This window comes from Flavobacterium sp. ST-158 (assembly GCF_058309975.1).
The window spans coordinates 730,485-753,728 of the sequence record NZ_JBZEEN010000001.1; the positions used below are offsets into that span (position 1 = coordinate 730,485).

Annotated in this window: 20 protein-coding genes; 9 read left to right on the forward strand and 11 right to left on the reverse strand. The window is 36.3% G+C overall.

Features of this window, described 5'->3' with window-relative positions; genetic code table 11:
* Positions 1-61: 61 nt before the first annotated feature.
* The 8 genes from fucP to AC4FRF_RS03110 form a co-directional block, all read right to left on the reverse strand.
* A complete protein-coding gene (gene fucP / locus AC4FRF_RS03075) occupies positions 62-1,363 on the reverse strand; it encodes an L-fucose:H+ symporter permease (protein WP_491157983.1) in 1,302 nt (433 codons plus the stop codon).
* Positions 1,364-1,382: 19 nt separating this feature from the next.
* Positions 1,383-1,826 (reverse strand): MaoC/PaaZ C-terminal domain-containing protein, encoded by a 444-nt coding sequence (locus tag AC4FRF_RS03080; protein ID WP_055091646.1) that lies wholly within the window; start codon positions 1,824-1,826, stop codon positions 1,383-1,385.
* 83 nt (positions 1,827-1,909) lie between these two features.
* Entirely contained in the window at positions 1,910-2,980 is a 1,071-nt protein-coding gene (locus AC4FRF_RS03085) for a Gfo/Idh/MocA family protein (RefSeq protein ID WP_491157984.1), read from the reverse strand.
* Positions 2,980-4,209 carry an extracellular solute-binding protein gene (locus AC4FRF_RS03090; RefSeq protein WP_491157985.1) on the reverse strand — a complete coding sequence of 410 codons (1,230 nt, stop codon included), beginning with the start codon at positions 4,207-4,209 and terminating at the stop codon, positions 2,980-2,982. Before AC4FRF_RS03090 ends, AC4FRF_RS03085 begins: the two co-directional genes overlap by 1 nt.
* Positions 4,210-4,215: 6 nt before the next feature.
* A complete protein-coding gene (locus tag AC4FRF_RS03095) occupies positions 4,216-5,352 on the reverse strand; it encodes a CaiB/BaiF CoA transferase family protein (protein WP_491157986.1) in 1,137 nt (378 codons plus the stop codon).
* Between the two features lie 3 nt (positions 5,353-5,355).
* Positions 5,356-6,492, reverse strand: a complete 1,137-nt coding sequence (locus AC4FRF_RS03100; protein ID WP_491157987.1) for a CaiB/BaiF CoA transferase family protein — start codon at positions 6,490-6,492, stop codon at positions 5,356-5,358.
* A 2-nt stretch (positions 6,493-6,494) separates the two neighbouring features.
* Positions 6,495-7,637 carry an ABC transporter substrate-binding protein gene (locus AC4FRF_RS03105; protein ID WP_491157988.1) on the reverse strand — a complete coding sequence of 381 codons (1,143 nt, stop codon included), beginning with the start codon at positions 7,635-7,637 and terminating at the stop codon, positions 6,495-6,497.
* Between the two features lie 45 nt (positions 7,638-7,682).
* A complete protein-coding gene (locus tag AC4FRF_RS03110) occupies positions 7,683-9,281 on the reverse strand; it encodes a hypothetical protein (protein ID WP_491157989.1) in 1,599 nt (532 codons plus the stop codon).
* Positions 9,282-9,542: 261 nt separating this feature from the next.
* On the opposite strand from AC4FRF_RS03110, the gene AC4FRF_RS03115 reads away from it, so the two are divergent.
* A complete protein-coding gene (locus tag AC4FRF_RS03115) occupies positions 9,543-10,412 on the forward strand; it encodes an AraC family transcriptional regulator (protein WP_491157990.1) in 870 nt (289 codons plus the stop codon).
* A 741-nt stretch (positions 10,413-11,153) separates the two neighbouring features.
* Here the strand turns inward: AC4FRF_RS03115 and AC4FRF_RS03120 are convergent.
* On the reverse strand, positions 11,154-12,074 hold the full coding sequence (locus tag AC4FRF_RS03120) for a dihydrodipicolinate synthase family protein (protein ID WP_491157991.1): 921 nt from the start codon (positions 12,072-12,074) through the stop codon (positions 11,154-11,156).
* 169 nt (positions 12,075-12,243) lie between these two features.
* Positions 12,244-13,812: a sodium:solute symporter family protein gene (locus AC4FRF_RS03125; protein WP_491157992.1), complete on the reverse strand. Its 1,569-nt coding sequence runs from the start codon at positions 13,810-13,812 to the stop codon at positions 12,244-12,246.
* A 278-nt stretch (positions 13,813-14,090) separates the two neighbouring features.
* Here AC4FRF_RS03125 and AC4FRF_RS03130 point away from each other — a divergent pair, with 278 nt between their 5' ends.
* The 6 genes from AC4FRF_RS03130 (at position 14,091) to AC4FRF_RS03155 (ending at position 19,301) form a co-directional block, all read left to right on the forward strand.
* The gene (locus AC4FRF_RS03130; RefSeq protein ID WP_491157994.1) at positions 14,091-14,759 is read left to right on the forward strand and encodes a phosphatase PAP2 family protein; all 669 of its coding nucleotides are present in this window, start codon (positions 14,091-14,093) and stop codon (positions 14,757-14,759) included.
* Between the two features lie 4 nt (positions 14,760-14,763).
* Complete coding sequence (locus AC4FRF_RS03135; RefSeq protein WP_491157995.1) at positions 14,764-16,341, forward strand: ArnT family glycosyltransferase; 1,578 nt, start codon at positions 14,764-14,766, stop codon at positions 16,339-16,341.
* A gap of 278 nt (positions 16,342-16,619) precedes the next feature.
* Positions 16,620-17,393 carry an HNH endonuclease gene (locus tag AC4FRF_RS03140; protein ID WP_491157996.1) on the forward strand — a complete coding sequence of 258 codons (774 nt, stop codon included), beginning with the start codon at positions 16,620-16,622 and terminating at the stop codon, positions 17,391-17,393.
* A 10-nt stretch (positions 17,394-17,403) separates the two neighbouring features.
* A complete protein-coding gene (locus AC4FRF_RS03145) occupies positions 17,404-17,649 on the forward strand; it encodes a hypothetical protein (RefSeq protein WP_491157997.1) in 246 nt (81 codons plus the stop codon).
* Between the two features lie 75 nt (positions 17,650-17,724).
* The gene (locus AC4FRF_RS03150) at positions 17,725-18,843 is read left to right on the forward strand and encodes a PQQ-dependent sugar dehydrogenase (protein WP_491157998.1); all 1,119 of its coding nucleotides are present in this window, start codon (positions 17,725-17,727) and stop codon (positions 18,841-18,843) included.
* 2 nt (positions 18,844-18,845) lie between these two features.
* Complete coding sequence (locus AC4FRF_RS03155) at positions 18,846-19,301, forward strand: c-type cytochrome (protein WP_491157999.1); 456 nt, start codon at positions 18,846-18,848, stop codon at positions 19,299-19,301.
* A 12-nt stretch (positions 19,302-19,313) separates the two neighbouring features.
* Here AC4FRF_RS03155 and AC4FRF_RS03160 read toward each other — a convergent pair whose 3' ends face one another.
* Positions 19,314-20,921: a L,D-transpeptidase family protein gene (locus tag AC4FRF_RS03160; RefSeq protein WP_491158000.1), complete on the reverse strand. Its 1,608-nt coding sequence runs from the start codon at positions 20,919-20,921 to the stop codon at positions 19,314-19,316.
* A 213-nt stretch (positions 20,922-21,134) separates the two neighbouring features.
* On the opposite strand from AC4FRF_RS03160, the gene AC4FRF_RS03165 reads away from it, so the two are divergent.
* Positions 21,135-22,163 (forward strand): hypothetical protein, encoded by a 1,029-nt coding sequence (locus tag AC4FRF_RS03165; RefSeq protein WP_491158001.1) that lies wholly within the window; start codon positions 21,135-21,137, stop codon positions 22,161-22,163.
* Between the two features lie 17 nt (positions 22,164-22,180).
* On the forward strand, positions 22,181-23,035 hold the full coding sequence (locus AC4FRF_RS03170) for a polysaccharide deacetylase family protein (RefSeq protein ID WP_491158002.1): 855 nt from the start codon (positions 22,181-22,183) through the stop codon (positions 23,033-23,035).
* Positions 23,036-23,244: the final 209 nt, after the last annotated feature.

The window sequence follows — 23,244 nt, forward strand, 5'->3', positions numbered from 1 at the left end:
TAAAAAAAATCCCCTCTTTCCATTTCAGAAAAGAGGGGCTTACTGTTTTATAAAAAAGAATTTAAGCTACTTTTTTCACCTTGTGCCCAAAAACTCCAAAATACAAAATCACCAAAAAACAAATTAGAGGAATGATATAACCCGACTGAATGTCGTCATGATTCATATCAATCAACGTTCCCATCCCATAAGGTAAAATGGCACCTCCCACAATTGACATTACTAACCAGGACGAACCAGTTTCGGTATTGTTTTTTAAGCCAACTAAACCCAAAGAAAATATAGTTGGAAACATAATCGACATGAAAAAACCAATTCCACCTAAGGCATAAATTACTACAATACCACTACCATAAATAGCCACAGCACAAAGCACTGCACTCAAAATGGCATAAATTGAAAGCAAAACATAATCTTTTACATATCTTAAAAAGAAAGTTCCAATAAAACGACCGCCCATAAACAGTACTCCATAAAGTCCTAAATAATAAGCCGCCGTTTTTTCATCCATATTAGCACCTTGTTCCGCCATTCTGATAAAGAAACTGGTCACACAAACCTGTGCTCCTACGTAGAAAAACTGTGCAATAACTGCCCAACTCAGATGACGGTGTTTTAAAACAGAGAAAAAACCAGGTTTTACCTCAACCTCCGCATGATCTGGTTTCATCGATGGCAAATGCATAAAATAGAATAATACAGCCACCAAAACTAAAATCGTTCCCAAAACAATATAAGGCATTTTGACCGCTGCTGCTTCACCAGCCAAATAGCTCATTCTTTCAGCATCAGGCATCGCCGCCAATTGTTCAGGAGTAAAACTTTTACCAGATAAAATAAACATGGAACCAATAATTGGCGCCACCATTGCAGCCAATCCATTGAAAGAAGCCGCCAGATTCAATCGTTTAGAGGAAGATTCGGGAGGGCCTAAAATAGCAGCATAGGGATTGGCAGAGGTTTCTAAAATAGTCAGTCCGCATCCAATAATAAATAAGGCTAACAGAAACAATTCATAAGCTCTTGTATTGGCCGCAGGCACAAATAAAAAGGCACCTGATGCAAATACCAAAAGACCTATTATAATACTGTTTTTATAACCCACTTTTTTAATAATCATCCCCGCTGGAATAGCCATTAGAAAATAAGCCAAAAATACCGAAGTATCAATCAATGTAGACTGACGGTTATTCAACTGACAGGCTTTTTTGAGATGCGGAATTAATATAGAATCCAAATTGTGCGCCATTCCCCAAAGGAAAAATAAACTCGTAATCAGGATAAAAGGCAATACATAATTTGGACCTTTACCTCCTTCGGTTGGCACTGAATGTTGGTCACCCAACTGATTGGTTATTTTCATAATTGATAATAATCGATTGTTAATTTTTCTTTTTAACCAGTAGCAAATGATCACATACCATTACCACTTCCCCTCTTTGATTGATAATTTCCACATGTTCAGTTACCGTACCCATTTCTGGTCTTTTGGCTTCTCCTTTCTCAGAAATCGTAATTTCCGAATGGATGGTATCTCCTATGTGAACTGGTTTTACAAAACGCATGCGATCATACCCTTTAGAAAAAGCTTCTGGATTAATCTCCGATGCCGTAAGTCCAATCCCAATGGCAAAAACCATCGTTCCATGAGCAATACGTTGTCCAAAAGGCTGCGTTTTACACCATTCTTCATCCATATGATGTGGAAAAAAATCGCCTGTATGTCCGGCATGCACCACAAAATCGGTTTCAGTAATCGTTCTTCCCAGCGTCACACGCTTTTCATTTAATTGATAATCTTCGAAAAAAGTTGATTTGAAATACATATTTTTTAGTTATTTAGTCCTTAGTTGTTAGTCCTTAGCAATAGTCTATCCTTAAAAACTAAGGACTAAGGACTTTTTCGTTTTTATAACTCCATTTGTGGAATTCCACCATTTTTATTACTGATATAACAGGCTTCCACTACTTTCATGGTTCCTAAAACATTTTCTACACTGGCATGCAATACCTTATCTGAACCTTCTTTATAGCGCATCAAGTTGGCCATTGTTCCCACAAAAGCTTCCGGAAACCAAGATCCTTCTAGTTGCACTTTGGTCCATTCGTATTGACCAGATTCATTTTGCACCGAATACTCAAAAACATCTTCTAAACCTATTGGATAGTTCATTAGCAAGCCCATTTTGGCTTTGATGGCTCCTTTTGTACCTTCCCATTTGATGTAACTCTCTTCGTGTTCCGGACCAAAATGATGATCGTGATTCGTATTAATCACCGCACGCATCGTATCGCCATAATCCAGAATTATCGTGGAACGTGAAGAGGATAAATCCTTCAACGGATGTTTCCATGTTTTTGCCAAAACCGATTTTGGATCACCAATAAAAGAGCGAATGCAATCAATATAATGCACACTATGGAATAAAATTTCTAATCTTGGATGCACCTTCACCACTGGAAACATTTCCCAAGGGGTATTTACGGTAACTTTGAATTCTAAATCATAGAGTTCCCCTATAACTCCTTCCTGAATCAAATGACGCGCTGCAGCCACAAACGGAGCAAAACGCAATTGAAAATTAATCGCTCCAACCAGTTTTTTTCTTTCGCAAACTTCTAAAATTCCTTTGGCTTCGGCCAAATCATTTCCCATGGGTTTTTGAATTAAAACGGCAGCTCCATCAGGCAATTGTTCTAGAATTTCAATGTATTGTTCCGGCATTACAGTAATGTCATACACCGCATTGGCAGGAGCATTTTTAACAGCATCTGCTACAGTTTCAAAAGCATGAGGAATCCCAAATTCGGCAGCCATAGCCTGTGCTTTGGCAAAAGTCCTGTTTGTAATTCCGAAAACCTCAAATCCTGCCATTTTATAGGCTGGTAAATGAGCATCTTTTACAATTCCGCTGGCACCAATAATTACTATGGGTTGTTTGGTTTTGGGTAATTCGGGTTTATAGGGAATGTACATCATTATAGTATTTTTTCAATTTCAATTTGTGTGTTTTTTAATAACTCCGCTGATGGGATGTCTGTTTTTAAAGCGGTCAGTACCATTTGATCAATCAAAATAGCAATGTCGGGCCAAACCGCGATTTGAGGCAAAGTATGTGCATTTTCATGCAAACTTTCCAACTTGTGGTAATAGGGAATGGTCGCATTGATTTCCGGATCTTTCCAGGTCGATTTTCTACAACCAATTCCGCCTTCATTCGTTAATAATTTATCGCTTTCAGCAGTGGTGGCAAAGCGTAAAAAATCATAAGCCAATTGTTTGTGTTTACTTCCGGTTCCAATAGTATACAACCAATAAACATTCAAAGAAGCTGTTTTTCCGCCTTCGGCAAATGGTAAGGTCGTAACATCTACTTTTCCTTTCACTTTTGACTCGGCAATCACCTCTGACATCGAGGCAAATCCAAACCAGTTGATGGTCATCGCCGCTTCACCATTGGCGAAAGCCATTCCTGCTTCAACCGATCCAAAATCAATAGAACCTGGATGAACCGCATCAGTTTTCTTAACAATGTAACGGTAATAGTCCAGTGTATCAATAGCTGCCTGAGTGTTAACGTTTACATTTTTGTCATTGTTTAATAAAGTACCTCCACGAGTCCATAAATGCAGGCAAAAATCAAATACCATATTGTGTCCGTCAGGATAATTAGCAAAAACGCAGCCGTATAAATTTTCTGCTGGACGATAAAAAAAAGTAGCTATTTGTTCGAATGCTGCCCAGGTTTTTGGTGGCGCCAATTCGTATCCATATTGCTTTTTGAAATTTTCTTTTTCAATTGGATTTTCGAATAAATCTTTTCTGTAAATCAAACATTCTGGGCCATCATGGAATGGTAATCCATAAATACCGCCCTCAATTTCTTGCAAATGCAACAAGGAATTGTGCCAGCCTTCAGGAAAATCCTGCGGTGCTTTTTGAGCAATAAAAGAAGTCAAATCCTGAACTGCATTGGCTTTGGCTGCATCAAAAATCCAATCGGTATTGATATGTGCAATATCCCAATCACCTTTTCTCAAACCTCCTTCACTAATGGTTTGTTCATACAAATCATGCAATTCCATAGGCAGCATTTCGACCGACATACTAATATCATTTTTAAAACAAAAAGCATCCCAAAGTTGTTGCATGGCCGTTTCAAAAGGACCAAATTTTCGAACCGCAATTCTAAAGACTGAGTTTTCCATTCGCTATTAAAGATTAAATTCCTTAGTTATTTTTTCGTTATCCTGACCTAATTTAGGCGAAGCTTTACCAAATGTAAATAATTCTCCGTCAATTCGAATAGGACAACGGGTTGTTTTATATCGATAGCCATCAATCATTTCTACTTCCTGCACAAAATCCAAAACCTGAAAACCTTCCTGAGCAAAAAGTTGCTCATAATTCAATACATTAGCACACCAAATATCGGCAGGTTCTAAAATATTTAACCAATATTCAGAATCCTGAGTACGTAAATGTTCGGCCAGAACCGCTTTGATTTCGTCTCTTAAAATGAATTTATTTTCCGGAAATTGTTTTAATGCTTCACAGGATAACAATTCAGCCAAAACAGGAATCGAGCCCATCGCCAGACTCATATAACCATTCTTCGTCTGGTAAATCCCATAAGGAGCTCCTAAATAGGCATTCGCATTATTGGTCTTGGTTCTTACTGGTAATTCACCACCATCATTAAAAAACGTAGTAATGGTTTCAAACTGAAAATCAAATGCCGATTCCAGCATACTTACTTCTACCAGCGCCCCTACATTTTGAGTTACTTTTCGATACAGTGCAGCCAAAATTCCCTGAGCCAAATGTGCTCCGGCTAACATATCCACGATGGATAATCCCATAGGAACCGGACCATCGCCTTCATTTCCTGTTAGCCAGGTCAATGCTGTTAAGGATTGCAACAACAAGTCTTGTCCAGGTAAATCTTTAAAAGGACCTTTTGAGCCGTAACCACTTATCGAAGCATACACCACATTAGGATTTATCTTTTGAACCTCTTCATAACTCAGTCCAATGCGTTCCATAACACCCGGTCTGAAATTATGCATCACTACATCAGCTTTGGCCAATAATTTCTTCAATTTTGCTAATTCTTCCGCTTGTTTAAAATCAATTGCAAAAGATTCTTTGTTTCGGTTAATCGTATGAAAAACAGAGGATTCTCCGTTCATAATCAAATCCGAAGTATATAAGGTACGGCAAATATCGCCCGTTCCAGGTTTCTCAATTTTAATGACGCGAGCACCCATATCAGCCAATCGTAAACTAGCCGAAGGTCCCGAAAGAAATTGGCTGAAATCAATAATTAAATAATCTTCTAAAGGTTTCATCGTCTAATTAATAATTGTTTCTTGAATAATTGCGTTGTGTTCTCCTACTTTAGGCGCTGCTTTTGTGCTGATCAAAATGGCTCCATCCAACTGAATAGGACTTCGGGTAGTGATAATCTTTTTGTTATCCGAGTTTTCAATAATTTGCTTCATTGGCATTCCAAAATCGATGGCATCCAACTCCTGATAATTCATAACTTTTCCACACCAAATCCCTTTTTCCTGTAATAACTGCAACCAGTGATCAGTATTTTCCTGAACGATTCTTTCGGCTAAAATCGTTCTGATTTCATCACGTTTTTCAAACCATAAATGCTTTTCTGAAAACACTTTCAAATCGATACCAAGCAATTCACCAATGTACATCAAATCGCCCATAGCCAAAGAAAGGTAGCCGTCCTGTGTTTGATAAACCCCATAAGGCGCACTCAAAAATGCATGCGCACTTCCAGCAACATCTCCTCTTTCCTGCAATTTTCCACCATCGTTCAGGTAAGAAGTTATGGCCTCAAACTGCACATCTAAAATAGATTCCATCAAAGAAACCTCAACCAAAACTCTTTTTTGGGTCTTGGCTCTTTTTAGTAAAGCGGCCAAAATTCCTTGTGTCAAATGATTTCCGCACATGATATCGGCAGTAGACAAACCGAAAGGAACGGGTCCCTGACTTTTGCGTCCGCTTAACCAAGCTAAACCTGACAAAGATTGAACTAATAAATCCTGTCCGGGCTTTTTAGCCCAAGGCCCTTCATCGCCATAACCCGAAACGACTCCGTAGATGATCTTCGGATTAATCGCAATGGCATCGGCAAAAGCCAAACCAATTTTATCCATAACTCCTGGTCTGAAATTATGGGTCATGATATCGGCTTTGGCAATCAGTTTTTTAACCAATTCCAGATCGGCAGGATTTTTTAGATCGGCAGCAAATGAATCTTTGTTTCTGTTAATGGTATGAAACAACAAACTACTTTCGTCCACAAATAAATCTTTAATACTCAATTGACGACAAGCCTCTCCTTTCACAGGTCTTTCTATTTTAATAACTCTGGCTCCTAAATCAGCTAATTTTAATCCTGCCGAAGGTCCCGCCAAAAATTGGCAAAACTCCAATACCACTATACCTTCTAAAGGTCTCATAGCTATTCGTTTTTTAATGATTTGATATACAAAGCGTCCATCGCTGCCAAAACAGCTTTTTCGTCTCCACCGTTCATTAAATAATCACGCACTACATCACCGGCATGATCCTGAAAATACATGTGCCCGGCATATCTTGGACGCAAGAAAGCTCTTTCTAAAGCAGGCAAAGTATTTTTGAAATAATCGTGAGTGATTCCGTTAATTCTATCACTTTTCCAGGCTTGTAAATGTCCTGGTTGTCCGCCATTATCGGCAAAAATATTTTGTTGTACCTGAGATGAAGCTGTAAATTCAGCATATTTTAATGCCTCTGGTAGGTTTTCGCTAAAAGCAGAAACAGCTAATCCTGTTCCGCCAAGCGAACTAATCATAGGCTGATCGTTCAACTTTACTAAATCATAAAAATGTAATAAATGCTTACTGTAACCAATTCTGGAATAGTTAGAATAACCATATGCAAAAGGACAATAAGCAATTTCATCTGTATTGACCATGGCTTCATACACCTGAATTGGATTTCGGTTAAAATTAGCCGGATTCATCAATTGCGCCAGTTCGCGGTGCATTTGCAAAGCTTTAATTCCAATTTCGTCAGAGATTACTTTTTCCTGAGACTGAAAAGGAGCTTCACCCAAACTACAGCAATACGAATAGAAAGTCATCAAAGAATCTACCGGAATTCCGGCAAAAGCCACCAAACCTTTTTTGGCCAAAGCCAATAAATCTTCATAGGTTTCAGGCACTTTCAATCCGTTTTTTTCTAAAATATCCAAGCGAGCCGCTGCCACCGGAGTAGCCGCATCAATAGGCAAAGCCCAAAGTTTATTGTGAAAAACATAACTCTCGTATGATTTCCCAACCGTATTTACTTCCTGATCTTTAATATATTCACTTGAAAAATGATCTGATAGCGGCACAATGGTATTCGTCGCCGCACCAAAACCGGTCCAGGGATGATCAATTACCAACAAATCAAATCTTTTAGCCAAATCTTCAATCGAAGCATCTGCAAATTCCTGTAAACTTCTTTTTTCCCAACTAATTTCAACATCTGGATACAACTCCGTAAAACGCTGAGCCGTGGCAACCATAGGCAATAGCCCTCTGGTATGGTTCCATGTAATCCCTTTCAATTTCTTCATTCTATTCTTTTTATTTTAAGCTTTAATTATAAAACCTATTTATTTTTAAATAGCTACATCTCCACAAAAATGCACCTGAATACCTAATTCCTGTAAAGCAGCTGCTTTGATTCGGCACAATTTGTTAGCTTCAGTTTCATTTTCGGCATACACTACATGAATGTGATTGGCTTTATGACGTCCCATCATTTGGTCACGATTCACTCCTTTCAAAACCGCATTCATAATGGGCCATTGCGGTGTAGTCATGTTCCATCTTCGGTCTAATTCTTCTTTTGGTAAATCGACAGATTCCCCAATTCCCATATCACAATGCAAAGCATCATCCATCACATAAATTCGACTCCAAACAATAGAACCCGGTTTGCTCACTCCTTTTACACTTCCTCCACCTAATCTAAAATACATTTCCGGTTGTCTTTCGCTGGAAGTCCCTTCGTAACCTCCCACAAAATGCTCTGGTGGAGCCGCTCCACTAATTAAGAATACCCAAACAAATCCGTCGATAGTTTCATTTTTAAAGTGCTCTCCATAACGCAAATCATGCAGTGTATTTTCGCCTTTTAATCCCATAGAACGCCATAAATTGTAAGTCACTAAGGCATCAATTCCAGCGCATTCATCTACTTCATTAAAATGAGGTAAGGCTTCCCCAGCAAATAATTCATTCCCTTCTTCATCATAAACCGGAGGACGATTTTGATTGTTTAACAAACCTTCCACCAAGTCACTGGCAGGAACTAAATCCTTCAAGCCTTGTTGGTATTGAATCCCGATTGTATCACAACCAAATTCAGCTGCAATACGCACCGCTGCAATGTACATTTTACATTGTAACAAGCTTTGATTTCTGGTTAATTGCGTAGCTTCATCCGTTCCCCAATCGAATTGCATTCCTTTATCCAGCAACCATGCTAATACAGCTTCTGCTTCTTCGTCTTTCACCGTTAGCATTTTTGCGTAAAGCGACGATTGCGATAATCTTTCTTTGTAAATTCCAGTAGGATGTAACAAATGATCGGGAACAATGGCGTTGAACATTCCCATACAACCTTCGTCAAAAACGCCCATAATCGCTTTTTCTTTTCGGAAAGCTTGCGCAAATGCTGTTCCTTTTACCAATTCATCCGCAGGAATTAGTGCTTTATCAAAAGCTTTCACGTGACTTAAATCCGGTTGCACCGTAGCGGTTTGCATCCAGTTTTTCAAATTCGTTTTGAAAAAATCATCACTAAAATCCACACTCCAAAGCGTGCTGTATTCAACTCCTGCTTTAGTCAAAGAACCATTCAAATTCAACATTCCTACTAGTCCAGGCCATTCGCCGCTCCAGTTCGCCACTGTTAAAATAGGCCCTTGGTGCGTTATCAATCCCGCTAAAACGTGGTGCGAATACTGCCAAACACTTTCGGCAACAATAAGCGGTGCTGTTGGGTCAATATTTTTAAAAACCTGCATTCCCATTTTTTGACTATCAATAAAACCGTGTTTTTTTTGCTCATCATAAGCATGTGCTCTAATGATTTTCCCACCTGCTTCGGCAACAGCTTCTGATAATAATTGTTCCATTTGGGCCTGTGCATCCCAACATACTTGATTTGCTGATAAACGCAAATCGCCACTTGCTACTAAATAAATGTTCATTTTTTAAATTATTTATAAGCAATAGCGCACAAAGACCGTTTGAATAATCCATCCAAACCGTTTTGTGTTTCGCTAATACTAAATTATTTTTTCCCCTTAGACCAACCCAATTTGGAGTTCACAGTCTATTATCAAATATGCTAAAAATTACGCTCCAGCTCTTGTTGTTTATTTGCATGTATTTATAGGATGTTATCATAAAAACATTTAAAATTGTAAAAATTACACTAATTTAGCAAAATAATTCCAAACTCATTGTTTATGAAGCCCTTATTCCACAAAGTTCCCACGAGTATTCAAAGCTCTTTTGAAATAAGACACAACCGTGAACCTAATTTTGGGAAGATTTGGCATTATCATCCTGAACTAGAGCTACATTATGTAATTAAAGGAGAAGGGGTGCGCTTTATTGGCGACAACATCAGTAATTTCAGCTCCGGAGAGCTCATTTTGCTGGGCGAAAACTTACCACACACCTGGCGTTGTCATGAGGAATATTATCAAAATAATAAGGATTTAGATGTAGAAGCCATCGTGATTCAGTTTTTACCCGACTGTTTAGGCAAAGATTTTATACATTTACCAGAATCTTTCCTGATTCCGAAACTCTTTGAAAAGGCTAAAAAAGGCATGATTATTCAAGGAAATACTCGTGAAGCAGTGATGGAACAAATGCAAAAAGCACCGCATGCCAATCATATTGACAAGCTAATCATCTTGTTAAACATCTTAAAATTACTGTCGGAAACGGAGGAATATACCGAAATTACTTCTTCGCATGCTTTTTATCAATCCAATGAATCCGATTCGATTCGATTGAATAGAATATGCAGCTACACCCTTTCGAACTATAAAAAGGAAATTACTTTAAAAGAAATTGCAGCCTTTAGCAACCTAAGTGTTACCTCTTTTTGTCGCTATTTTAAGCTGATGACTAAAAAAACCTATTATGATTTTTTAATAGAAATTCGCATCAGTCATGCCTGTAGGTTATTGATTGAAAATAAAATCCCTACCGAAATGATTTGTTTTGAATGTGGTTTTAATAATGTATCTAATTTTTACCGCCATTTTAAAAAAGTAGCTGGGATTACTCCTATGGAATACAAGAAAAGGTATTTGTCGAATTGAGAGGAAAGAGAAAAGAAGAAAGAGAATAGATTAATCTGCGGTGAATTTTAAACCGCAAAGTAAAAAAGGCTTTCGCAAAGAAGGCAAAGACAAAACCCTTTTAATCTTTTAAATCTGTGTTTATTTTTTTCAAACACATAAGTCACATAAGTTTTGTTGTCTTTCTAAAGCGATAAAGAAGTTCAGATAAGTTTATTTTCATAAATAAAAATCTATTAAATCTGTGGGAATTTGTGGTCAATAAATATCCGCAAAGATTTTAAAAATAATTAGTGAATTCGTGGCTGAAAATTTTAAAACATATAAGTCATATAAGTTTCTGTATTTCCTAAATGAGAAAAAGAAGTTCAGATAAGTTATTTTCATTTATGAAAATGAAAATCTCTGATAATTTGTGAATTTGCGGTAATCTTTAAACGCAATGATTAGAAAAAAAAAATTAGTGAATTCGTGGCTAAATTTTTAAACACTAAGAGCACATCATTTTTTTTATTTTCTAAAATCTGTGTTCCAAAAAATCTGTGATAATTTGTGAATTCATGGCAAGCAATTTAAATCAATTATTAATCCGTCTGTCCAAAAAAAACTTCCATTGGAAATCATATATAGAACCAAAATTATGGTCAAAAAAAGGTTCTTTTAATTTTCACACGATGACCTTAGTAGGGAGGAGCGGTCATTATACAAAAACAATTGAACAGACGAGTTAATAATCACTAACACTAACCAAAAACATATAAACTAGAATGACAATTCATTCTGGAGAATATCATACTCTTTTTGCAGTTGATCTACTGCATTTTTTACAATTGGAGTAAAATCGCCTACTGCTCTACGGGTAAAATTAGAAATAGGCAATCCTCTTTTTTGTAAGGAATATTTAGCCACAATAGGATACACCTCGTGCATAACCCCCATATTAGACTCTAAAAATTGTTGTACTGCTGCTAATTCTGCTGCTTTTGAAGCATCATTGTAATTATCGCAAATCCAAACAATCAATTCGGGAAAGAAATTCCCTTGAATACAAGACAATCCTGCCGAACCTGCTTTTAAAGATTCGATAGCATGTACCATATACGCATCATACAAACCAAAATCAGGATTTTTAATCACGCTCAATTTGGCTTTAATTTGATTGATATCTAAACAGGTATCTTTGTGGTACACCACTCTTCCTGTATTCACAAAATCCTCTAATTGCGAAGCCGACAACACTCTTTTATAAGGCACTGGACATTCGTAAAAACCCGTTGGAACACCCGGTGTTAAATTCAACAACTGATGCACATTGTCTACAAAAACAGCATCAGAATCATTTTCTTTAGCCATTAATCCCGAAATCAAAATCACCGCATCAATGCCAGTTCCGTAAATTTTATTCGTAAAATCAGCTTGTTGCTGGATGCTTCCTTCAAAAGTTCCTGTAGCTACAATAGGCACTTGACCTGCCACTACATCCACCACATGTTTTGTTAGTTGAAGGCGCTCTGCATCTGACAATTCGAACATCTCGCTTGACAAACAATTGGCAAACAAACCTGTAACGCCCGACTTTAAATACATTTCTGTTAAAGTCGTTAATGTTTTATAATCAATGCTACCATCATTATTAAATGGGGTCAACATTACTGGAATAAATCCCTTTTTAGACTTGTTCATCGTTCTATTTTTAGTAATCGAGTAACTAGTGACTAGTAATTTAGTCAGGAATTACCGCTGTAATCTTATTTCTATTTTCTAACTTCAATTCTCTTTTTTTAAACACAAAGCTCACAAAGCCACTCTCTGCTTTCTTTCCTCTTGCTTCTTTTCTCTTGCTTCTTGCTTCCTAAATACTACTTTCCAGTTTTTTTCCTCTAATTCTAGTAATAATAACCCCTGTCAAAAAGATACTTAGCGTTCCTATTACAATAATCATATTGCTATCAAACGGACTTTTTAATTGTGGATAACTCACCGCAATTTTATCAGAAAGAGACATCCATAAAATAACCACTAAACCAATAGCGGTAGCAATCATGGCTTCTAGGTTTTTAGATTGTCTACTCAAAATTCCGAGTAAGAACAAGCCCAACATTCCACCAGAAAATATGCCGCTTAATTCCCACCAAATATCCAGTACACTCTTAGTTCCTATCAACATAATTCCAACTCCCATTCCTGCAATTCCAAATACAGCAGTAGCGATATAAAGCAGTTTTAAAAATTGGGTTTCGCCTAAATTAGGATTGAAATATCTTTTGTAAATATCAATACAAAATACCGTTGCCGTAGCATTCATTCCGGAGCTAATAGTACTCATTGCCGCCGACATAATAGCCGAGATAATCAATCCTACTAAACCGGATGGAATTTCTTTTACCATGAACATTGGCATTACTTTATCGCCATAGTCCGATGGTTTTAAACCTTGTGCTGCCATTTTAATTTGTTCCGCTGTACTGCCTAGCGGAAGTCCTTCGGCAGCAGCTTTCAACTTTACTCCTTCAATCAAATCAGGATGGATATGATAGTAGGCAAAAAGGCAAGAACCAATCACAAAAAACAACAGGGAAATAGGCACGTACATCAATACACAAATCCATAAAGACTTAGCCGCTTCCTTTTTAGTGCTAGCAGCATGGTAGCGTTGCACGTAATTTTGGTCGATACCAAAATTGTTTAAGTTGATGAAAAAACCGTATAATAAAATTACCCAAAACGTAGGCGAAGTAAAATCTAAAGAAAAAGACCCCAGACTAAATTTACTATTCGCTTGACCAATTTCTATAATCTCGCTAACACCTCCGGGCATTTTATTAATAATGGTAAACAAAATCAATAACGCTCCAAAAGTCAGCAAAATAGCCTGAATCACTTCGGTCCAAATCACCGCTTCGATTCCACCCAAAACGGTATAAATCACAATACAAACTCCTACCACAATCATAATCGATTGCATGTCATAACCCGTAAGTGCTTGTAAACTCAAGGCAATTCCGAAGAATATAGAACCCATTCTAGCCAACTGCGTTAATATAAAACAAACCACCGCATAGGTTCTGGCCCATAAGCCAAAACGCTTTTCTAAATGCGAATAAGCCGAAACTTCTTGTACATTTCTATAAAACGGAATGAATAATTTGTAAGCAATAATGGCGGCAAATGGCATTGACAAGCTAAACACAAATGCACTCCAGTTACTTCCAAAGGATTTTCCAGGAACACCTAAAAAAGTATTACTACTTAAAAAAGTAGCATACAAGGACAAACCAATTGCCCAACCCGGAATAGCTCCCGAAGCTTTAGTGTATTGTTCCGAACTCTTATTTTTTCTTGAGAAATAAATCCCCACGCCTACCATGATAATCAAATAGATTACAATAATAGCGATATCTAATAATGGTAAATTTTTCATTTATTAAAGATGGGATTTTATATTTAATTTCTCAACAGCCATAAGCATATCGTACAACATATTGATGATTTTACAAAATTATTCCAAAACTACAACGTTTTCCTATGAGATTTTCTCAAAATATTATAGGATATTATCACATCAAGGGAATTCAAAATTACATTTGGATTTTTTAACTAAGAAAAAGCCTTAATGATTCGATAGCAATAACTTAAGACTGGAATAATAAGCCGTATTAAAATCGAAGCTATTTTTATTTTTTTTTAAATCATTAGTTCATGAACTCCAAAAAAATAAACAAACTGTATCCTCATTTTGGATTAGTCCTCCTTTTTTTAGCTCCCTTACTACTACTCCCAAAAGGATTCATCGAAATGAAATACAATCTGTTTGAATACCCAAAACTCTTTTTGCTTTTTAAATACATCACCTTTTTGGGAGATGGCTGGATGCTGCTTGGCGTTTTGGTATTTATCTTAGTGCGTTTGCATTTTTACAAAAAAAAGAAAAACCTCAAAGAGCTGTATATTTTTATTTTTGCCGCCTTACTGATGACATTAGTAGTTTGCGTCCTTAAACATTACTTGTTTCCCGATGATTTAAGACCTTTTTCTTATTTTACATCTAAAAACCCAAACTGGAATCCTGCTCAATTTAACATCCGTTTCAATACCCGCCATTCCTTTCCCTCGGGGCATACCGCCACTTTTGCAACCATTGGTTTTTTCCTGATGCGCTATATCAAAAAAACCATTTACATCAAATTGCTTTTTGCAGCCATCATTCTGGTTGGATTTTCAAGGATTTTCTTGTTTCAACATTTTGTTTTAGATGTTTTTATTGGCTTTTATATCGGACTGTTCTCGGTGGTAACCGCAAACCAACTTACTTATTTTGTATTTGCTAAAAAGAAAACAGCAAGAACTTTTCTAGTACTCAACAATTAAAATCATGAATCTTTTTTTTACAAAAAAATACAGCAGTCTTTGGCTGACTCTTATCCTTTTAATTCTATTCACCGCTTTTTTAAGCGCCTCACCCATTTATATTTTAGACGAAGCGCAATTTACCGAAGCTTCCCGCGAGATGTTTGTAACCGGCAATTTCTGGGTACCTCATTTCAATGGCCAATTGTATGTAGACAAACCGCCTTTACAAAATTATTTTAGCATTTTAGGATTTGCTCTTTTTGGTATCAACGAATTGGGTGCGCGTTTTTTTTCCGGGATTTTTGGGGTCCTAACCGTCATGACGACTTATTGGTTTGTCAAAGAATTTTTAGGCAGCCGCATTGCTAGAAAAACCCTATTTATTTTATTGAGCTCTTTTTTCTTTGTCCAACAATTTCAACTCGCCGTTCCAGATCCTTATTTAATCTATTTTTGTTCGGCTTCCTTATTTGCTTTCTACCGTTTTTATGTCAAAAGAAATCCCAGACAACTGCTATTGTGCTATTTGCTGTTAGGATTAGGTGTGCTGACCAAAGGTCCCGTTGCCATTGCCTTACCCGGATTGAGCATTGCGCTGTTTTTACTGATTAACAAAGAAATAAAAACCGTGTTTTCTTATTATCCTCTACTTGGATTACTTGGCATTCTGGTCGTGGCTGCACCTTGGTATTACTGCGTGGACGAATTAACGCAAGGTGCTTGGACTAGAGGCTTTTTTGTGGTAAACAATCTCGAAAGATTCTCAGGCGCCATGCAAGGACACGGAGGACCATTTTTGATCACTTGGGGATACGTTCTTTTAGGGCTTTTTCCTTTTTCATTATTCCTGCCACAAGCCATTAAAAATGCGTTACGACTAAAAGAATTGCCGGTATTGTTATTTGCTCTAATTACAGGAACGGTATTCGTGTTGTTTTTTAGTCTCTCGGCGACCAAATTGCCTAATTACACCATGCCTTGTTATCCTTTTTTAGCCATTTTGTTGGGTTATTACCTAGAAAACAATTGGTTTACACTAACCAAAGGCTGGAACAAAATCAGTGTTTTTATCATCGTATTTCTTGCCGTGCTACTCCCTATTGGCGCTTATTTTGGATTGCCATTTGATCCAAATCTCGCCGAAAAACACAGCTTAGGTTTGTGGCTCATTCCAACCGCCATTGGCAGTTTAATTGGCGTCGTTTTTCTCTACAAAGGGAAATTTGTCTATTGGTTTAACTTTACCGGAGCCAGTTTTATGCTGCTGGCTGTTGTTTTATTTGCCGTTATTTATCCTTCACTCAACCAGATCAATCCCGTAAATGTAGTGAGCAATCGCATTGGTAAAGATGCCGAAATTGTGGTTTACCAACGCATGGATTCGGCTTTTCCTTTTAACTTCCAACGCATTTTTCCAGTAGTTCAAACCATTGCCGAGTTAAACGCCTACCTGAAACTACACCCTAAAAGCTATGTTATGTCCAATATTCGCCATAGCGAAGAACTGGATGCCCTAACTTCTTTACAGCTGGTGGTACAAAAAAAATCTCCTTTTGAATACCATGTTACGAAGGTGTATAAAAAAAGTGATGAGAAATAATTAGCGAAACTAAATTTCTTTAACTCAATCTAAATTCAAAAAATAATCCTTACTTTAGAATTCCTTTCGATACAATTCAACAAAATGAAAACGATGAATCTAAATGAAGTTTTTTTTATAAATGACCAACCGGTTACTTGTCCAAAATGTGGAAATAGAACTTCTTTTTTAAAAGAATTAATTAATGATTTTGAAAATTCTCAATTTCATAAATGTTTATCAATTAATTGTAATTTTGAATTTAAATGTATTGAAGAAATTAAAACAAAGAAACAATAATGGCTGCAAAAAATCTTTGGTCACGAGAAGAACTAATACTTGCCTTCAATCTCTATTTAAAAATCGAATTTGGAAAAACTCATAAAGGAAACCCACAAGTTATTGAGCTAGCAAATTTATTAGGAAGAACTCCAAGTTCAATTGGTATGAGATTAGGAAACTTTGCAAGTGTTGATCCTTTTCATCAAAAAAGAGGAATTAATGGCTTAAAAAACGGAACAAATCAAGTTCAGCCTATTTGGGACGAATTTTTTAATAATCAGGAAGAATTAATTTTCTTAAGTGAACAAATATTAGCCGAAAAAGAAAATTCTACCATAGAAAATAAATACCAAGAATTACTTTTTGATTTAAAAGATTTAAAGGGAGAAACCGTTATAAGAGAAATAAAAACCAGAGTAAATCAATCTGTTTTCAGAAAAATGGTTTTAGCAAATTACACGAGTAAATGTGCCATTACAGGAATTGATATTCCTGATCTTTTGTTAGCCAGTCACATTATGCCTTGGTCAAAAAATGAAGAACATCGTTTAAATCCTGAAAATGGAATTTGTCTTTCTGCATTATACGACAAAGCTTTTGACAAAGGAATTATAGGGATTAATAAAAATCATACCGTTATTTTGGCAAGTTCTTTAAAAAAGAAAAAAGATACTGATTTCTACAAAAATCATTTCGCACCAATCGAAAATCTAAAAATAACTGAAGCTGTTAAATATTTACCTCGAAAAGAATTTTTAGACTATCATCTTGACACTATCTTCGAAAAATAAAGCTTTATATATGAAAACTCTAGAAAACCAAAATCAAACTTACTGGTCATTTATAGAAAACTATTATCCTAATTATCATTCATGCAATGATATTCTATTGAGTGATATTTTAACAAGGAAACTGGAAGGTGAATTTATTTCCAAAGAAGATGAAGAAAAGATTAAAGATTGGAATATTAAATTAGAACTTTTAGAACTTGACCAAAAAATATTTTCTAAAGCTTTAGAAAATTATTTAAACGTTACTTATCCCTAAAACCTACTTATTAAAAACCCAAAACCTTGTACTCGAAATTTTTCCATACCTTTAAAAAGTTTTAATTCGGACATTATGAAGGCATTATCGATACTAATCTTTTCTATTTTCATTGTAAACTGTGAGGCACAGTTAAAAACTAACGATGCGATTCCGCTTCAGGAAGAAGTGAAAAACTACAGTCTGGAAACGGTAGTGGATGGTATTAACAATCCGTGGGGCATGGCTTTTTTACCTGATGGTTCTCTATTGGTAACTGAGAAATCAGGAATTTTGTACCATATTACAAACGGCAAGAAAACCGAAGTCAGAAATCTTCCTGCGGTGTACAATCGCGGTCAAGGCGGTTTGCTGGACATTGTATTGCACCCTAAATATGCGCAAAATGGCTGGATTTACATTACGTATGCTTCCACCGAAGGCGAAGGAGATGGCGGCAACACCAAACTGATACGAGCCAAACTAGCAAACGAAAGTCTGACTCAAATAGAATCCTTGTACAAATGTGGTCCTAATACCACCAAGGGACAGCATTTTGGTTCCCGAATTGTTTTTGACAATGCCGGTTATTTGTATTTCTCAGCCGGAGAACGCGGCAATCATTTTGTAAATCCGCAGGATATTACTCGAGATAACGGAAAAATCTACCGTCTGAATGATGATGGCAGCATCCCAACAGACAATCCGTTTGTGGGAAAAGAAAATGCCAAGGAAGCTATTTATTCTTATGGACACCGCAATCCGCAAGGATTAGCCATAAATCCTAAAACAGGCGCTATCTGGGAACACGAACACGGTCCACAAGGCGGTGACGAAATCAACATCATCAAAAAAGGCGCAAATTACGGCTGGCCAGTGGTGACTTATGGCATTGATTATGACAATTCTATTATCAGCAACGAACAACAAAAAGCAGGCATTGAAAATCCTATTTATTATTGGGCACCTTCCATCGCACCCTGCGGCATGGCTTTCGTTACTAGTGACAAATACCCTGATTGGAAAGGACATCTTTTAGTAGGTTCACTAAAATTTCAATATTTAGAGTTGGTAAAACTCGATGGCGATACAATCATTGGCAGACAAAAAATAGCAACTAACATCGGTCGATTACGAAATGTAGCACAAGGTCCTGATGGTTATATTTACCTTGGCGTAGAAGGAAAAGGAATTCTAAAAATTATACCTAATTAATCATGATTACTAAAATAAATATAGGATTGGGCTTCGTGTTTGTAACAGCTTTGTCTTTTTGGAGTCCAACAACTGTCATGGATTCTCAAAAAGAGTATTTAACAGTAAAGGAACAGCAACAAACGCCTTTGCAAAAAAGCATTGCTCAAGGCAAAGAAATCTATACTGATTTCTGTATCCAATGCCATCTGGCTACTGGAAAAGGAAACGGCAGTACTTTTCCGCCTCTTGATGGTTCTGATTATTTGAAAAAGAACCGAACGGCAAGCATTCATGGTGTAAAATATGGCCAAAAAGGAGAGATAACCGTCAATGCCAAAAAATACAATACCATCATGCCCCCTTTGGGATTAAGTGACCAAGAAGTTGCTGATGTGATGAATTATGTAATGAATTCCTGGAGCAACAAAAATAAAAAAATGGTTACCCTAAAAGAAGTTGCGTCTTTAAAACCTTAAACTATTTCTGCTTTAATCCTTAAAAATAAGTTGCGCTAATTGTGCATCTCTTCCATAAATATCATCACTAAGATGGAGTATTTCTTGATCGTCGACCCAAGCGGTAAAATAGGTTAAATGGATAGGAATTTCATTTTTCAACTTGCATCTGTTTTCTTTTTCGCCTTGCATGGCCCAATTGATACATTCTTCTGGCCAATCTGGATCATCTTTCAAGATTAACAAAGCCAAATCTTTAGCCTTTTGTAAATTAATACAACCGTGACTATAAGCACGATATTCTAAATTAAAAAGCATCTTAGCCGGTGAGTCATGCAAATAAATATCATCTTTATTGGGAAAAACAAACTTTACCAATCCAAGGGCATTCTTAATGCCGGGTTTTTGACGAACATTACCATTGTTCCATTCAAAATTATGGTCATTTAAATAATTCTTATCCCGAGCCATTTTTGATTTGATTTCATTGTTTATAATACTTTGAGGCACATACCAATACGGACTAAAAACAATAGAACTTACACAGGCACTAAAAATGGGTGTTTGCATCATGTCCTGCCCCACAAAAACATTTGATTCCAATAATTTCTTGGCATCCTTCACATAAACTAATTTATACGATGGAATATTAATCATAATGTACGCATCGGTATTGGTCAATTCGGGGTCAACCCAGCGGCAGCGCTCCATGTTTATCTTTATTTTTTGAATGTAATGTTCAATTGGTAAATTCAATTGTTGAATCTGCCAAGGAGAGATAAAATAATTAGCCTGATAGCCATTTCTTTTCTTAAAACGCAATACGGCTTTCATTAATTCATTATCATAAAGGGCGCTTTTAGAATCCTGCTCCAAATCGCCCATAATATAAAGTCGATGTCTAATTTGACTTATGGTAGCGGAACTATCGTAGGGTTTATAATTTTGGATTGTAGAATCGTAAGCAATAGTATTCCACTCTCCTTTTTTCTCAATTTCACGGTATTTTTTTAAAACCGAACGCAGTTTGTAATATTGACTAAACTGGTATTTTTCTGCCTTATCCAACAATTTTGGATGCTCTAGAACCGAATCGAGAAATTCATTATAATCCAATTCCTTTTTTTGCAAAGACCAGCCCATTTTTTGCAAATCATTGCTCTTAAAATCGTCATATACCTTTTCAACATAATACACATACAAAGTGGACAACATCATTTCAGTATCGGTATCAGAAAGATGTGGCAAAATAGAATTAGTATCAAAAATTCCATCTACTAAATCCTGATAATCAAAACAGGATGCAACTGCTTCCTCTTCCAACGAATTGGTTTTAGAATACAATAAAGAAGCCAAAGGAATCAACTTACAATCTGAATCAAACCAAATGGAATTGAATTTTCTAGTTGCATATAAACTAGTAACTTTAGATTGGTACGATTGTAAATTTGAATATTTCTTAAAAAAAATATTAATGGTCTGCTTGTTGATAGTATCCAAGGGAGTAAACTCTTGTGTTTTTTGAAAAAACAAATCAAGATAACAGCTAGAATTTTCTACTTTTTCTTTCGAATAAACAGAAATTGCGTTGATGAAGATGCCAACAAAAATAACTACCACAAATAGAGAAATTTTCCTCATAGTATACTTATTTCAGATAAAGATAAAAAAGAATTGTTTTTTTAACAACAAAAAGACTCATTAAGAACAGAAAACTCATAGAGAAACCCTTTTGAATTCTGCTAATTTTACCCAGTAGAAAAATCATAATTTTTTACGCTTAGAATACTAATTATATCGATAGCGCGTTACTTAAAAAGTTTACATTTGTACTAAATTCAAATGAACTTCTTTATGAAAAAATATGCTTTAGCAATTCTTATTTGTCCTTCCTTATTTTTACTTTTTACCAATTGCAACCAAAGCAAATCAAGTACTAAAGAAACTAGCATTCAAGACAGTATTGTAGTAAAAAAAGATAGCGTTAAAAAGAAAGCCATCACTACCATTGACACTGTTGATTACAACCGAAGAATGAAGGCATTAGCCAATAAAGATACCACGGGAAGATGGCCGGTAAAAGCGCCTTATCCTTTACCAGGTGCCTTATTGCCTTACCATCGTATTATTGCTTTTTACGGTAATTTGTATTCGAAAAGAATGGGTGTTTTAGGAGAATATCCTAGAGCTGAAATGATTGAAAAACTACAAGCCGAAGTGGCCAAATGGCAAGCTGCCGATTCTAGTGTGACTACTATTCCGGCTTTGCATTATATAGCCGTTTCTGCTCAAGGCGCTCCGGGAGCAGCCAATCGCTACAATATGCGCATGCCTTTTAAGCAAATTGATACACTATTAAATTGGGCGAAACCCATCAATGCTTTAGTGTTTTTAGACATTCAAGTGGGACACAGTACCGTAAAAGAAGAAGTAAGCCAACTGGTCGAATATCTGGCAAAACCAAATATTCACTTGGGAATTGATCCTGAATTTTCGATGAAAGAAGGTCATACTCCTGGCAAAAAAATCGGAACCATGTCCGCCGATGATATCAATGACGCTATTGATATTCTGGCTCAAATTGTACGCGAAAAGAAATTAACTCCTAAAATCTTAGTAGTACACCGTTTTACCCAAGGAATGGTAACTAATTACAAAGCTATTAAAAGAGTTCCCGAAGTTCAAATTGTGATGGATATGGACGGTTTTGGAAGTCAAGTTTTAAAACGCTCTACCTATTTAAGATACATTTACAGAGAACCGGTTCAGTTTACAGGCTTTAAATTATTTTATAAAAACGACAACTGGAACGACTGGAAAATGTACACACCAGAGCAATTGTTGCAATTTTCGCCAAAACCAAGTTACATTCAGTTTCAATAATTTAAGGGGATTTCAAAATGAAAAAATCGATATTGATAGCCATTGTTGGTGTTTTTTTGATGCTGAGTTGCCAACAAAAAAAAGCTACTCCTGCTGCAAAAGAAGTTGTAACTCCAGAAACTATTGCTCCTCCAAAAGAAGCAACTAAAATAGTTACGAACGATGCCGCAGCCATATTGGCTCAAAAAGAAGTTCCTATTTTATGCTATCATAATATCAAAGATTTCTCGGCTTCCGCTGGTGAAATGACCAAAACCTATACTGTAAAACCAGCTGCTTTTGCCGAACAAATGAAAGCCTTAGCCGATGCGGGTTACCAAAGTATTTTGCCCGATCAATTGTATGATTATTTGGTACACAACAAAGCTTTGCCCGAAAAACCAGTAATGATTACTTTTGATGATACGCGAGGCGAACAATACAGCATTGGCGCAGCCGAAATGAAAAAATACAATTTCAAAGGCGTTTTCTTTGTCATGACTGTTTCTATCAATCGCCCTAATTATTTAAGTTCTGCCGAAATTAAAGAACTATCAGATGCAGGAAATACCGTTGCTGCACATACTTGGGACCATCACATGGTAACCAAATACGCTGGCGAAGATTGGAATACCCAATTGGTTAAACCAAAAGCCAAACTAGAAGCAATCATTAAAAAACCCATCAACTATTTTGCTTATCCCTTTGGATTATGGAATAAGGAAGCCATTCCTGAAATTAAGAAAAGCGGCTATAAAATGGCTTATATCCTTTCTACCAAAAGAGATTCTATTGATCCCCTTTACACCGTAAGACGCATGATTGTATCAGGAACTTGGTCTACTGAGCGCATGATGCAATCAATGGAATCTACTTTTACGAACTCGAAATAACAATTTATTACTATTTATTTAATATCAAAAATTAGCACGCCCTAACTTTACTTCTGATATTTGCTATAAACAGCTCATTTTTAATATTATTTTTCTTTTTTTAAATGTTCTTATTAGGCGCAAAAGAAGCTGTTTTCTATTTTAAGAGTTGAGAAATATTAAAAAAAAATAAGTTTAAAACACTAATTCTCAAAAAACGCATACCCAAA